Genomic DNA, 13,615 nt, shown 5'->3' on the forward strand with positions numbered 1-13,615 from the left:
TAATTGATTTTTATTTTAAAACTATTCTTTCAGCGGTTCCAAAGCTGTCATAATTACTAGTGATAACTTTTTCCCCGGGCTGAAGCCCCTCAAGGACTTCGTAGTATCTTGAGTTTTGCTTTCCAATTCTAATGTTTCGTTTTAGGGCTTCATTTTCATTTGTGCCCAAAACAAAGACCCACTGACCTCCCGTGCTTTGGAAGAAACCGCCTTTGGGCAATAGCAGGGCATCATTGGAAGCGCCAAGCTGCAACTTAATATTATAGCTTTGCCCAGCTCGGATTGTTTCTGGCTTGTCTTCGGTGAACACCAAGTCAATTCTAAACCGTCCATTTCGAACCTCTGGATATACCTTTCTGACTCGAAGCGGGTATTCATTTCCGTTTCTTTCCAATGATGCGGAAAGGTCTCTTCGTACTCGGTCAATGTAGTGCTCATCAATTTCCGCTTCAATTTTAAAGTCCGTGAGTACATTGACTTGCCCGATACGTTCACCTTGGGCAATGTTTTGCCCGATTTCGGCATCCAAAAAACCTAGTTGGCCATCTGCAGGGGCTCTTACATTCAAGTGATCTAAGCGTTCATAGACCATGGAAAGGGTTTTGCGCATGCGCTCTAAATCCCCATCCAAACTAGCCAAAGATGTTTTGCTCAGCGCTTCGTCCTGTTTAGTCTGTACTTCCAAAATGTCGTGCTGTTTTTTGGCTAGTTCATAATTTTCCTTGGACAACAAGTATGCTTCTTTGGAAATAAGTTTCTCTTGATACAAATCTTGATTTTGCTCGTAGTTTCTTTTTAGACGTTGCAAGTCGTAGTAAGCTGTAGCCAAAGACCTTCTTCCGTCAACCAAGCGGGAATCAAAGTTCAATTTGGTGGAACGCAGGTCGTTTTGTTTTAGGGCCAAGTTGCTTTCACTGGCCAAAATTTGCTCATATAGGCCCATGTTCTCAAGCTTAAGGATGATGTCTCCTTTTTTCACCATGGTTCCCTCCTCGATAAGCTTTTCGGCCACACGTCCACCCTCATAGGCGTCCATATAAATTGTGGCAATAGGAGCGACATTACCGTTAATGGTGATATAATCATCGAACTTTCCATCAATTACCTGGGCAATGGAAACGCGTTCCTTTTCTGTCCTGAATGTTGAAGTTGCACTTGCGAAAATCAACTTCCATCCTGCAAACAAGACCACTAAACCTAATGCGATGTAACCGTAGTGCTTGGGTCTTAGTCCTTTCTTTTTTTCTAGCTGTATATCCATTTCTCGATTAGTTGATATTAAAAATAGGTAAGCCGTTATAGAAATCTATCGTGCTCTCGTTCACCTTTAACCGCAGACTTACCTGTAAATTTTCGTTTTGAGCGGTTCCAAATAAGTTTTTGGCCTGAAAAAGCTCAAGGGCGTTGATCAATCCTTTTTCGTACCGCTTTTGGGCAATGTGAAAAGCAATTTCCTGGGCCTGTACTCTTTTGTTGCTTTGCTCATATTCTGCTATGAGCGCTTGATTGGTTTGAACCAATTGCTGCAATAATTGAAACAGTTCTTGCTCTTGTATTTTTAAATTGTTCTTGGCCTGTAGGTAGGCTATTTTTTGTTGTTTTACCCTTGATCTATTAGACCAGCCGTTTGTAATTGGAATACGAAGTTCTGCTCCAACAAAACGTGCAAAATTATCACCGATTTGGTCCGAGAATGGGACAATATCGTCATTGTCATCTGTGTTGGTTTCAGAATATCGAGACGACATTCCCGCTACCATCGTAAGGGAAGGGAACAGTCCTCCACGGGTTGATTGTAATTGTTTTTTAGCGGCCATTACGCGAAATTCCTGACCCTTGACCAAGGGAACAAAATTTCTTGCTGAATCATAAAGCGAATCCAAAGAAACCTGGTTGGGTCCAGTCAAATCAGTGGTTGGTTCTGTTTCGAGCTGCAAAGCAATGTCCTCAACACCGGTCAGGTTCATTTCTTGAAGCAGAGTTAATTTTGAAATGGCCAGTAAATTTTGATTCTGTGTCACCAATAACTTATCCGATAGTAGGTTGGATTCGGCTTCGTACAAATCCGCCTCGGCCATAAGGCCCAATTCCACCTGTCTATGCACCAAATCGTAATTGGTCTGTGAAATTTGCTGTTGTTCCAGCGAGTTGGCCACAAGTCCCTCATTAAATTTAATATCATAAAAGGCACTCATTACCCTAAAGGCTAACAAAAACTTTTCTTGTACAATATCTTCTTCGGTAGCCTGATAAATATACTTGGCAGCCTTTATCGCATTCAATTTTTGGAAACCCTGAAAAATATCCAGATTTGCATTTAGACTATAGTTGGCGTTGTTGAATTCGCGATTTACCAAAACACCGGTCTGGGGATCTTCGGTAAGTCCAGTATTGATTCTATAATCCGTAAAGCCGGTTACGTTGGGCAACAAATTTCGAATCGATTGCCGATAACTCTCTTTACTGGAGTCTTTGTTGTAGTTGGTATTTTTTACCTGAAGGTTGTGCTCAATAGCATGGGCAACACACTCGTCCAAGGTCCAAACCTTTTGTGAGACCCCCGTGAAGGAAGAAATCAGAAGAAAAGTAAATATGTAAAATCGTAGACTCATAATTTAGTACTGTGCCAAACTTAATACGATTCATGTGCCAAAAAGTTAAAAATCTGATAATCAATTTATTAGTAATCCGTCCGTATTAAACGAAATGTGACGGTGTAAATTTTTTGTACAATTTGTGTCCAAATATTTTACAATTGCTTTTCGGGCTGAAACTTGATTTGTAGTTTTAGAGACCTGCTAATTAGAATAAGATATGATTGATGCCAATATTTTGGTGATAGATGACAACAAAAGTGTTCTCAGTGCACTCGAGATTTTACTTCAGTTTGAATATAAGAGTGTTCAGACCTTATTCAATCCCAATCAAATTTCTTCCTTTCCCAAAATGAATGAGATTGACATTGTTTTACTTGATATGAATTTCTCCGCTGGGGTAAACACTGGAAACGAGGGATTGTTTTGGTTAAATGAAATCAAAAAGAAATCCCCTAGCACTTCGGTTATCATGATGACTGCTTATGGTGCCGTGGACTTGGCCGTGGATGCGCTCAAGAAGGGAGCTGCGGATTTTATTCTAAAACCTTGGAACAATGAAAGGTTGTTGACCACGGTAAAATCCGCCTATGAGTTGCGGAAATCCAAACAGGAAATCCACAAGCTTAAGAAAAAGGAGAGCAGTTTAAAACAGGTCATCAATGATGACAAGAACTTTATCATTGGTAATTCAAAGGCCTTGACCTCTGTTTTGAATTTGACAAGAAAGGTGGCAAAAACCGACGTCAACGTTTTGATAACTGGTGAGAATGGGACCGGAAAGGAGCTTATAGCACGAGAGCTCCACCGTTTATCAAGCCGAAAGGATGAGGTATTCATTGGTGTGGATATGGGATCCATAGCTGAAAACCTTTTTGAAAGTGAACTTTTTGGTCACCTAAAAGGCTCTTTTACCGATGCCAAGGAGGATAGAACCGGTAAGTTTGAAGCGGCCCATCAAGGCTCACTGTTTTTGGATGAGATGGGAAATCTTTCGCTTCAGATGCAGGCGAAGTTGCTGTCTTCCATTCAAAATAAATCCATTGTCCGAGTAGGCTCAAACAAACCTGTAGCTGTGGATATTCGTCTCATTTGTGCGACCAACTGCAATTTGGAAAAAATGGTGGCCGATGGATTGTTCCGAGAGGATTTGTTGTATCGCATCAACACCATTCACATTGAGGTACCCCCATTGCGTGAGCGCGAAGGGGATATTCTGATTTTGGCTGACTTTTTTCTAAAACGATTTGCCAATAAATATGATAAACCTGGACTCAAAATCAATAGTGCAGCGCAAGAAAAGCTTATGGAATATGCTTGGCCGGGCAATGTGAGGGAGCTGCAGCATACTATGGAGCGTGCCATAATTTTGTCGGAGGGCAATGTGTTGAAGCCTTCCGATTTTCTTTTGCATGTAAAGCCTTCCCAGACATTTGGCAATGGCCCCGTTACTTTGGATGATATGGAACAACAAATGATATCAAGGGCTTTGGACCAAAATGATGGAAACCATAGCGCCGCGGCGGAACAACTCGGAATTTCAAGACAGACCTTATACAACAAACTGAAAAAAAAGTAGGCTGAATGGTAAGCAAGAATTTTTATTACCAGTTAATTTTTAGGGTGGTGCTTATCGGATTGACTGCCTTGGGAACCACTTTTTTTCTCTTGAGGGAAGAGTTTTTATCTGGAGGCATTCTGTTTGTTCTTTTTATAGCGCAACTCATTTATTTGGTCCGTTTTTTCAACAGGACCAACCAAGCGATTGCCTACGTTTTTCAATCGATTAAAAACGAGGATTTCACGCTGCGTTTTCCAAAGGAAACCAAAATAAAATCCCTGAATGAACTCAACAATAGCCTAAACCTTCTTAATGAGATGGTGCAAGAGATGTACCTGAAAAATGAGGCCAAGGAAAAATACTATCAGGAAATTATCAAACAAGCAGACATTGGCATATTGACCGTTAACCCGGCGGGCCACATCTTCTTTGCCAATCCAACTATGGAACGCTTGCTCAACCATAATCCGCTCAACCATATCAAACAACTGAATCAGGTAGACGAGAATTTGTATCTACTATTTGCTGATTTGAAACCCTTTGACAGAAAATTGGTGGAACTGACCACAGAACGTGAACAAAGACAATTGGCATTGAAATGCACAGGCGTTGTGCTTAACGGGGAAGAGTTATTGTTGGTGGTTGCCCAGGATATCGACAAGGAACTTGACGAAAAAGAGACAGAATCTTGGGTTCGTCTCATTCGCGTTCTCACACACGAAATCATGAATACCATCACCCCTATCACATCAATCTCAGAAACCATTGCCAAGTACTTTCAGAAAGATGGAAAGGCGATTTCCTCGGCAGATTTGGAAGAAAGCCATATCAGTAATACGGTAAAAGGACTTGAAGTTATTAAGAAACAAGGAGGAAGTCTTATGGACTTTGTACAATCCTACCGTAGTCTATTGAGTGTGCCAACGCCCGACAGAACCTTGGTAAAAGGGAGTGATCTGATGGGTAAGATAGAAGTACTCATGTCATCCGGCAACAATCAAAAGGCAGTTGGATTTACCACCGAATGCAATCCAATTGACCTTGAATTTTATCTTGATGAGAAACAAATATCCCAGGTGTTGATCAACCTTTGTAAAAATGCCATGCAGTCTGTTGCTGAAATGCAAAATGGAAAAGTGATTCTAAGTGCAGGTGAAGTCAATGGGACAAAGTTTATTGAGGTGGTAGACAACGGTCCGGGGATTCCTCCTGAATTGATGGAAGAGATATTTGTTCCCTTCTTCACCACCAAAAATGATGGCACAGGGATAGGACTTAGCTTGTCCAAAAGAGTTATGCAGTTGCACGGAGGAAGTTTGAAGGTGCATTCCATTCCAAACCAGGAAACTGCCTTTCGATTATTGTTTGCTTAAAACTTGGCGATGTCTTTAAAAGAAAACTTGATGAAGCATTGTTGGGACTTTGTTACCAAAAAAGAACAAGACCTCATTCAAATAAGCCAAGCCTTACAAGAATCTTTAAACGCTGAGACCAAGAGCTCAGCCGGCGACAAACATGAAACAGGCAGGGCAATGGTGCAGTTGGAGCAGGAGAAGCTGGGCAAACAGCTATTCGAACTGAACCAGATGAAGCAAATACTGCAAAAAGTTGGTTTAGCGGAAACAAAGGACAAGATACGTTTGGGGAGCTGGGTCAAAACCAACTACAATCAGTTCTTCATTGCTATTTCTGCAGGCTTTTTAAATTCTTCCGAGGGGAAAGTTTTCTGTATCTCAGCAGCTTCTCCTATAGGCCAACTGCTCTTGGGAAAGCAGAAAGGAGAGACATTCAATCTGAATGGCAAGCAAATCAAAATTTTAGAAGTCAATTAGTTACCGGCCACAAAACATTTTAACCATTCCTTAAAATAATACCGTTTCTTAGTTGGCTATCTTTAAAGGTATTAACCAATAAACAATATCATGACTACACAAGAAGTTGCGGACAAGCTTGTTCAACTATGTCGGGACGAAAAGTACAAGGAAGCGTATGATCTTTATGCCGACGATGCGGTGAGTGTTGAAATGGACGGAATGCCAGGTGAGAAAATCACCAAGGGGAAGGAAAACATTTGGAACGGCTATCTACAATGGGCCGAGGGGATAGAGGAAATTCATGGTGGCTCGGTGGGTGACCCCGTTGTGGCCGCTAATCATTTTGTAGTGCCCATGTCGATGGATGCTACCTTTAAAGGCCAAGGGAGATGGGCATTTGACGAGCTCTGCATGTATCAGGTGGAGGATGGCAAAATCAAGAGGGCACAGTACTTCTATGAAGTACCGGACATGGGTTAGTCTGTATCGAATTTCTTGCGTCCCGCTTTCTTTTCGGATTGCATCTTTTTTGACTTCAATCTTTTTTCCACAGAAGATTTCGAAGGCTTTGTAGGTTTTCTTTTTTTCCGGACCTCCAAAGCCTTTTTTATCATTTCGAAAAAACGTTGCGTTACTAGCTGCTTGTTTTTGTGTTGACTTCGAGATTCCTCACATTGTAATTTCAGGACTCCTTCCAAATTCAACCTTGGTCTTAACTTCAAGTATAACCTTTCTTTTTCGGAATTGGAGAAACCTTGGGATTGGCTCACGTTAAAGGTGAGTTCTACTTTAGAAGCAACCTTGTTCGCATGTTGTCCTCCCGGCCCACTACTTCGAATGGCCTTAAATACGAGTTCCTTGACGATAATTTCCTTGTTCAATCTGAGTCTTTGGGCCTGAGCCTTAAGTTAACTTTTTCCAATGGAATATTTAGAAAAACAATGTTGCCTAAACTCAGCGGGGTTGGCGAGTTAAAGTAGATAGAGAATCCCGTTTCGGTGGTTCCTTCATTTAAAAAATGGGTTCCCTTGTAATAGGAGTTGACCACTTCCACTTTTAATCCGGAAGCATCTGAAAACTTGAATTCATGTGGGTAAATGAGTACCAATTTATCCATGGGGGCATAGGCTTTTAGCAGCTGAATTGGCACTTGGTTCACTTCTCCAAACAACGATGCCACATAATAATCAGGGGGGTTTTCAAAAAGTTCCCTTGTGGTATTATGCGCAATGGCCCTTCCATCCTTGAGAACCAACATTCGGTCGGCATACGGCAAAACGTCATTGGGGTCATGGCTTGCTGTAACCACGGTTATCCCTTTTTCCTTTAAATAAGCAAATAAATTTCTTCGAAGAATATTCCGCTTAAAATTATCGATATGGCCAAAAGGCTCATCTAAAAGAAGAACTTCGGGCTCTTGAGCCAGTACCTTGGCCAAAGCCACACGTTGCTGTTGTCCTCCACTTAAATTTTTGACCTTGGTTTTGGCGTACGCCTCAAGACCAATAAGCTGTAATAGTTCAGCAACCCTTGTATCGTGGGATTCCCTTGTAAAAACAGATAGGTGTTCCGCGATGTTTTCCTCAACGGTCGTGAAGGGCATTAAATCGAAATCTTGCGATAGAAACTTCATGTAAGACTCCCCAGGGACTAGGTTGAAGTTTGGCCCTAAAGCTTGTTTGTCTTGCCAGAAAATGGAGCCCTTCTCCATATGAAGGAGACCGTAAATAATTTTAAGTACCGTGCTCTTTCCTGACCCACTTTCGCCCATCAACGCGATATACTCACCTTTTTCAACCTGGAAAGAAATGTCTTCCAAGATTTTCTGGTTTTCATAACTGAAAGAATCAATACGAACCCTGAGCATATATATAATCAAAAAAGACAAAACCGCTTCTTCGGAAACGGATTTGAAATGACCTATTGGAATTTAATCCTTGAACTCTTTTAGCACAGCCCTATTTGGCAGTTGCTCAAATCCCATATTGAACAAGGTAAAACCAAAAATATCAGCATATTGTTCAATGGTTTTACTAACCGGGGTCCCAGCACCATGTCCTGCATTGGTTTCAATGCGAATAAGCGTAGGATTGTTTCCAGCTTGCTTTTCTTGCAACTCAGCGGCAAACTTAAAACTGTGCGCGGGAACAACACGATCATCGTGATCCCCTGTAGTGACCAAAGTAGCGGGATATTCGGTTCCTGCCCTTACATTGTGTACCGGGGAATACCCTTTAAGGTATTGGAACATTGCTTCATTTTCTTCTGAAGTACCATAGTCGTAGGCCCAACCAGCACCTGCGGTAAACGTATGATACCTAAGCATATCCAGAACACCTACGGCGGGCAATGCTACCTGCATCAGGTCAGGGCGTTGTGTCATAGCGGCGCCGACCAACAACCCACCGTTAGATCCTCCACGAATGGCCAAATACTCTTTTGATGTGTACTTGTTTTGGATGAGGTATTCCGCAGCGGCAATAAAGTCGTCGAACACATTTTGTTTTTGCTGTTTGGTCCCTGCAATATGCCATGCTTTACCATACTCGCCACCACCACGAAGGTTGGGAACGGCATAAATCCCGCCTTGTTCCATCCAAACGGCATTGACAATACTAAAGGAAGGGGTCAAACTAATATTGAATCCTCCATAACCATATAATATGGTTGGGTTTTTACCATCGAGCGCAACACCTTTTTTATGCGTAATGATCATAGGTACCTTGGTTCCATCCTTAGAGGAATAAAACACTTGGGTAGAAACATAATCTTCAGGATCAAAGTCAATTTCAGGTTTCCAATACTGCTCGTAGGCACCGGTCTGTACATTGTATTTGTAAGATGAGCCTGGTGTGTTATAGTTGGTGAATGAAAAATAAAATTCGCTTTCTTCTTTTTTTCCACCAAAACCATTGGCACTGCCCACACCGGGAAGATTTACCTCGCGTACCAGCTTTCCATCATAGTCGTATTGAAGCACTTTTGAAATGGCATCGACCATATACTCCGTAAAGAAATAGCCTCCACCTGTTCCTGCCGTAAGCACGTTTTCGGTTTCTGGAATAAGGTCTGTCCATTGCTCTGGTAGAGGATTTGAGGCATCCACCACCACAATTTTTTTGTTGGGTGCATTTCGATTGGTGACCAAAAATAATTTGGACCCTGTATTGTCTATCACATAAGTATCAGAATCTGTATCGCCTAAAATGGTCACTAACGGACTATCGGATTGGCTCAAATCCTTTAAGAACAATTTATTGCCTGAGGTTGAAGTAGCGGCCGAAATGAATAAATAGCGCTCATCTTCAGAAACGTTGCTCCCCACATAGCGATGTTTTTCCTCTGGAATCCCGCCAAAAATAACTTCGTCTTCCGATTGGGGGGTACCCAACTTGTGATAATATAATTTATGCTGATCTGTTTTTGCGGAGAGCTCACTACCCTTTGGCTTGTCGTAGCTGGAATAGAAGAAACCATCGTTCCCCTTCCATGAAATGCCACTAAACTTAATATCGACCAAAGTGTCTTCAACAACCTCCATGGTATTGGTATCGATTACGATACCCTTTCGCCAATCGCTGCCGCCTTCGGAAATCAGATAAGCGGCTTTTGAGCCGTCTTTGGTAAAGCTCAGACCCATTAAAGAAGTTGTTCCATCTTCGGAGAAGGTGTTGGGGTCCAAAAAAACCTCCGCTTCTTCCCCCTCTTTTTGACGATACACCACGTATTGGTTTTGGAGCCCATTATTTTTATAATAATAGGTGTAATCCCCTTCTTTGAAAGGGGACCCTAATTTTTCGTAGTTCCAGAGTTTTTCGAGTCGATTTCTTAGATCTTCCCTAAAGGGGATTTTATCCAAATAGCCAAAGGTGGTGGCGTTTTGGGTCTTGACCCATGCTTCTGTTTCAGCACTTCGGTCATCCTCCAACCAACGATAGGGATCTTTAACCTCGGTTCCGAAATATGTGTCAATGGTATCTACCTTGTTTGTTACGGGATAGTTCACAACGATAGGGTCTTTCTTTTTTTCCTGGGAGCAGCTGGCAAGAATAAGCACAGCGATTAGGAGGGTTAATTTTTGCATTTTCCACAGATTTAATCTGCTAAAAATAGCATATTTAGCCCTAGTCTTTGGTCAACACGTTAAACCTTTAACGGATTTTAAGAAATAGCGGAAGTCTTTGTCGCCACCAAACCTTTTTCAACCAAATATTCCGCGATTTGCACGGCATTGGTAGCAGCTCCTTTTCGTAGGTTGTCGGATACGATCCACATGTTCAAGGTATTTCGCTGTGTTTCATCCCTTCGGATGCGACCCACAAAAACCTCATCCTTGTCATGGGCATAGATGGGCATGGGATAGGTATTGGTATCTGGATTGTCTTGAACCACAATACCCGGAGTTTCACTGAGCAACTTTCGCACTTCGGAAAGGTCAAAATCGTTATGAAATTCCACGTTTACTGACTCTGAATGTCCCCCTGCAGTAGGAATTCGAACGGCAGTTGCTGACACAGAGAAGGTTCGGTCGTCCAAAATTTTCTGTGGTTCCCGAGCGAGTTTCATTTCCTCTTTGGTATACCCGTTTTCCAAAAACACATCACAATGGGGAAGGGCATTCCTATTGATAGGATAAGGATATGCCATTTCACCTTTTACGCCGGCCATTTCATTTTCGAGCTGTTGAACCGCTTTGACTCCGGTTCCAGAAACGGATTGATAGGTCGATACCACAACGCGTTTCATTTGATACTTCTTGTGCAAAGGGTCAAGCGCCATTACCATTTGAATGGTAGAGCAATTGGGATTAGCAATTATTTTATCTTCCGTAGTAAGCTGATGCGCATTGATTTCAGGGACCACCAATTTTTTGGTAGGGTCCATGCGCCAAGCCGAGGAGTTGTCAATGACCGTTGTTCCTACTTCTGCGAATTTTGGAGCCCATTCCAATGAGGTATTTCCTCCTGCTGAAAAAATGGCAATATCGGGTTGGGTGGCTATAGCATCCGATAGCCCAATAATGGTATATTCCTTTCCTTTGAATTCCAATTTTTTCCCAACGGATCGTTCTGAGGCGACCAACAATAATTCAGAGATGGGAAAATCCCGCTCAGCCAATACTTTCAACATCACTTCACCAACCATTCCGGTGGCGCCAACAACGGCTACTTTCATGTTTCATCAAATTTCTTGGGACAAAGGTACTTCAGCAATTGATTTAGGCAAGCATTTTAGCATTCGATAATCAATAAATAACAAAATGTTACAAATAAAACAACCGTCAGTGGTTTGCGAGACCTACTGACGGCTTTAATTACCAGTTTGTGGTGTAGCGGCAACCTGTAGCAAAAGCCCAGGTCATCGTATTATTATTTCTTAAGCAAATCCCTGATTTCAGCCAATAGCTCTTCTTGGCTTGGTCCTGAAGGTGCGGGAGCGGGCTCCGGTTTCTTCATTTTGTTCACTGCTTTAACAATCATGAACATTACAAATGCTACGATTAAGAAGTCAATGACATTGGTCAGAAACTGACCCCACAATATGGCAATTTCCCCTACGGTCTCTCCGGCATCATTCACTGTTCCATCTTTAATAATATATTTTACATCGTTGAAATCTGCATTGAAAAGCAAACCTATCAAAGGAGAAACTATTCCTCCAGTAAAAGAGGCCACTACTTTGTTGAATGCAGCACCCATTACGAAACCAACGGCGATATCCACCAGGTTTCCTTTCATTGCAAAGTCCTTGAATTCTTTAAGAAATCCCATATTTATAGTTGTTTTAGTGGTTAATGGATGTTAAAATACTGAAAAAAAGGATTATGGCAAGAAGAGAGCAGGAAAATCAAGTGTCCTTATATGTCCTTTTCACGCGTTGTGATATGGCGGTCAGTATCTCGTAGGAGATTGTATTTGCTAATGTTGCAAACTGCTCCGCGGATGCATTTTCACCGAAAACAAGCACTTCATCCCCTTCTTGACAGTCAATATCCGTGACATCTACCATAATCATATCCATACAAACGTTTCCGATTATTGGTGCTTTCTTTCCGTGGATAGTTACATGGGCCTTGCCTTTACCATATTGCCTTCCGATACCATCCGCATGACCAATGGGTAAGGTCGCAGAGATGCGATGATCCTCTGAAGCGAACGCACGGTTATAGCCTACGGTTTCCCCAGGTTCAATTTTATGTATTTGTGATATTATGGTCTTTAGCGTCGCAACGGGCTTTAGGTTTTGGTCTTCTTTAGCATCATTTCCATACCCGTAGAGGCCAATACCGCTTCTGACCATCTCAAACTGTGCCTTAGGATAGTTGATGATCCCGGAGGTATTTAACATATGGCGGAAGGGGCTATAGCCTAGTTTTTGGTTCAGTTCCGCACTAATTTTCTCAAAGGTTTTAATCTGCATTTGACTGAATTCCTTCTCCGTCAAATCTTCAGAGGCAGCTAAATGGGAAAAAATCGATTTGATTTTGATCTCGTTCCTTCCTGCTAGCTGCGCGCTAATATGCTCAGCATCGGTTTCCCAAAAGCCCAAGCGGTTCAGTCCTGTATTAAACTTAAGATGTACAGGATAGTCCTTTTGTTTTTTTTGATGGGCCGTTTTAAGAAACTGTTTTAAAATTTTTTGGGAATACAGGCTGGGCTCAAGACAGCGGTCAATCAGTTCACCAAAATTTACGGGTTGGGGATGCAGCACCAGAATGGGAGACATAATTCCCGCATCACGTAGCAAAACGCCCTCTTTTACATAGGCAACGGCAAAATAATCTACTCCGAGAGTTTCCATTTTTTTGGCAATAGCCACCATATCGCTGCCATAGGCAAAGGCCTTAACTACAGCTAAAAACTTGGTTTCCGGAAGTAATTTTGATTTTAAATACCTGAAATTGTGCTCTAGTGCGGAAAGGTCTATTTCCAGAGTGGTTTCCCCAACTTTATCCATTGGCCGTTTTCTTTTTGGGCTTTACCTCCTCCACATCCACATCCATTTTACTGATTTTTTCTTTGAGCATAGCCTTGTAAAATGCTGCTCGGCTTAGGGGTTCGTATTCTCCCGTTTCGCCCAAAAGCACCAACTTGTCGTCATCGGCCTTTCTAAAACTGTAGTTGGCCAAGTTGCCCGTTCTTGTGCATACGGCATGTACTTTGGTCACGTATTCGGCTGTGGCCATAAGGGCAGGCATGGGTCCGAATGGATTTCCTTTAAAATCCATGTCCAATCCGGCCACGACAACACGAACGCCCCGATTGGCCAAATCGTTGCATACGGTTACGATTTCGTCATCGAAAAACTGTGCCTCATCAATGCCCACCACATCACAATCATCTGCCAGTAAACGGATATTGGCAGCTGCGGGAACAGGGGTGGACCGAATTTCATTTGAATCGTGCGAAACCACCATATCTTCATGATATCGCGTGTCGACAATGGGTTTGAATATCTCCACCTTTTGCCGCGCAAACTGGGCACGTTTCAAACGACGGATCAATTCTTCGGTCTTTCCAGAAAACATAGAGCCGCAGATAACCTCTATCCATCCAAACTGCTCTTCATGGTTTACAGTGTTTTCGAGAAACATATTGTACTTTTAAACGAAAATGGGCGGTTCTTCCGTTTTATTAAGGAAAAAC

General features: G+C 42.2%; 13 protein-coding genes. 4 read left to right on the forward strand and 9 right to left on the reverse strand.

Annotated elements, in window-relative coordinates; translation table 11 throughout:
• Window positions 1-10: 10 nt before the first annotated feature.
• Together EW142_RS13445 and EW142_RS13450 are read right to left on the reverse strand one after the other, a co-directional pair.
• The gene (locus EW142_RS13445; RefSeq protein WP_130614667.1) at window positions 11-1,261 is read right to left on the reverse strand and encodes an efflux RND transporter periplasmic adaptor subunit; all 1,251 of its coding nucleotides are present in this window, start codon (window positions 1,259-1,261) and stop codon (window positions 11-13) included.
• 7 nt (window positions 1,262-1,268) lie between these two features.
• Window positions 1,269-2,612, reverse strand: a complete 1,344-nt coding sequence (locus EW142_RS13450) for a TolC family protein (protein ID WP_130614668.1) — start codon at window positions 2,610-2,612, stop codon at window positions 1,269-1,271.
• A gap of 202 nt (window positions 2,613-2,814) precedes the next feature.
• Here EW142_RS13450 and EW142_RS13455 point away from each other — a divergent pair, with 202 nt between their 5' ends.
• From EW142_RS13455 to EW142_RS13470, 4 genes are all read left to right on the forward strand, one after another.
• Window positions 2,815-4,173 (forward strand): sigma-54-dependent transcriptional regulator, encoded by a 1,359-nt coding sequence (locus EW142_RS13455; protein WP_130614670.1) that lies wholly within the window; start codon window positions 2,815-2,817, stop codon window positions 4,171-4,173.
• Window positions 4,174-4,178: 5 nt separating this feature from the next.
• The gene (locus EW142_RS13460; protein WP_130614672.1) at window positions 4,179-5,528 is read left to right on the forward strand and encodes a sensor histidine kinase; all 1,350 of its coding nucleotides are present in this window, start codon (window positions 4,179-4,181) and stop codon (window positions 5,526-5,528) included.
• Between the two features lie 9 nt (window positions 5,529-5,537).
• Window positions 5,538-5,987 carry a GreA/GreB family elongation factor gene (locus EW142_RS13465; RefSeq protein ID WP_130614674.1) on the forward strand — a complete coding sequence of 150 codons (450 nt, stop codon included), beginning with the start codon at window positions 5,538-5,540 and terminating at the stop codon, window positions 5,985-5,987.
• 90 nt (window positions 5,988-6,077) lie between these two features.
• Complete coding sequence (locus tag EW142_RS13470; RefSeq protein ID WP_130614676.1) at window positions 6,078-6,449, forward strand: nuclear transport factor 2 family protein; 372 nt, start codon at window positions 6,078-6,080, stop codon at window positions 6,447-6,449.
• Here EW142_RS13470 and arfB read toward each other — a convergent pair.
• From arfB to EW142_RS13505, 7 genes are all read right to left on the reverse strand, one after another.
• Window positions 6,446-6,850: an alternative ribosome rescue aminoacyl-tRNA hydrolase ArfB gene (gene arfB, locus EW142_RS13475; RefSeq protein WP_130614678.1), complete on the reverse strand. Its 405-nt coding sequence runs from the start codon at window positions 6,848-6,850 to the stop codon at window positions 6,446-6,448. The genes EW142_RS13470 and arfB overlap by 4 nt on opposite strands.
• Window positions 6,847-7,788 (reverse strand): ABC transporter ATP-binding protein, encoded by a 942-nt coding sequence (locus EW142_RS13480; protein ID WP_313790916.1) that lies wholly within the window; start codon window positions 7,786-7,788, stop codon window positions 6,847-6,849. The genes arfB and EW142_RS13480 overlap by 4 nt, the downstream gene beginning before the upstream one ends.
• A 111-nt stretch (window positions 7,789-7,899) precedes the next feature.
• A complete protein-coding gene (locus EW142_RS13485; protein WP_130614680.1) occupies window positions 7,900-10,053 on the reverse strand; it encodes a prolyl oligopeptidase family serine peptidase in 2,154 nt (717 codons plus the stop codon).
• 77 nt (window positions 10,054-10,130) lie between these two features.
• Window positions 10,131-11,144: an aspartate-semialdehyde dehydrogenase gene (locus tag EW142_RS13490; protein ID WP_130614682.1), complete on the reverse strand. Its 1,014-nt coding sequence runs from the start codon at window positions 11,142-11,144 to the stop codon at window positions 10,131-10,133.
• Window positions 11,145-11,338: 194 nt separating this feature from the next.
• Window positions 11,339-11,740, reverse strand: coding sequence for a large-conductance mechanosensitive channel protein MscL (gene mscL, locus EW142_RS13495; protein ID WP_130614684.1), 402 nt, complete (start codon window positions 11,738-11,740; stop codon window positions 11,339-11,341).
• 76 nt (window positions 11,741-11,816) lie between these two features.
• Window positions 11,817-12,926 (reverse strand): alanine racemase, encoded by a 1,110-nt coding sequence (alr, locus tag EW142_RS13500; RefSeq protein WP_130614686.1) that lies wholly within the window; start codon window positions 12,924-12,926, stop codon window positions 11,817-11,819.
• Window positions 12,919-13,563, reverse strand: coding sequence for a thymidine kinase (locus EW142_RS13505; RefSeq protein ID WP_130614687.1), 645 nt, complete (start codon window positions 13,561-13,563; stop codon window positions 12,919-12,921). The genes alr and EW142_RS13505 overlap by 8 nt, the downstream gene beginning before the upstream one ends.
• Between the last annotated feature and the right edge of the window lie 52 nt (window positions 13,564-13,615).

The organism is Flagellimonas allohymeniacidonis, assembly GCF_004296335.1.
GTDB lineage: Bacteria > Bacteroidota > Bacteroidia > Flavobacteriales > Flavobacteriaceae > Flagellimonas > Flagellimonas allohymeniacidonis.

What these genes read in the sequence shown, in the direction of transcription:
- EW142_RS13450 (WP_130614668.1), bottom strand. Translation starts at nt 2,612, where the DNA reads ATGAGTCTACGATTTTACATATTTACTTTTCTTCTGATTTCTTCCTTC.
- EW142_RS13465 (WP_130614674.1), top strand. Translation starts at nt 5,538, where the DNA reads ATGTCTTTAAAAGAAAACTTGATGAAGCATTGTTGGGACTTTGTTACC.
- EW142_RS13490 (WP_130614682.1), bottom strand. Translation starts at nt 11,144, where the DNA reads ATGAAAGTAGCCGTTGTTGGCGCCACCGGAATGGTTGGTGAAGTGATG.
- EW142_RS13460 (WP_130614672.1), top strand. Translation starts at nt 4,179, where the DNA reads ATGGTAAGCAAGAATTTTTATTACCAGTTAATTTTTAGGGTGGTGCTT.
- mscL (WP_130614684.1), bottom strand. Translation starts at nt 11,740, where the DNA reads ATGGGATTTCTTAAAGAATTCAAGGACTTTGCAATGAAAGGAAACCTG.
- EW142_RS13445 (WP_130614667.1), bottom strand. Translation starts at nt 1,261, where the DNA reads ATGGATATACAGCTAGAAAAAAAGAAAGGACTAAGACCCAAGCACTAC.
- EW142_RS13470 (WP_130614676.1), top strand. Translation starts at nt 6,078, where the DNA reads ATGACTACACAAGAAGTTGCGGACAAGCTTGTTCAACTATGTCGGGAC.
- EW142_RS13455 (WP_130614670.1), top strand. Translation starts at nt 2,815, where the DNA reads ATGATTGATGCCAATATTTTGGTGATAGATGACAACAAAAGTGTTCTC.
- EW142_RS13485 (WP_130614680.1), bottom strand. Translation starts at nt 10,053, where the DNA reads ATGCAAAAATTAACCCTCCTAATCGCTGTGCTTATTCTTGCCAGCTGC.
- alr (WP_130614686.1), bottom strand. Translation starts at nt 12,926, where the DNA reads ATGGATAAAGTTGGGGAAACCACTCTGGAAATAGACCTTTCCGCACTA.
- EW142_RS13505 (WP_130614687.1), bottom strand. Translation starts at nt 13,563, where the DNA reads ATGTTTCTCGAAAACACTGTAAACCATGAAGAGCAGTTTGGATGGATA.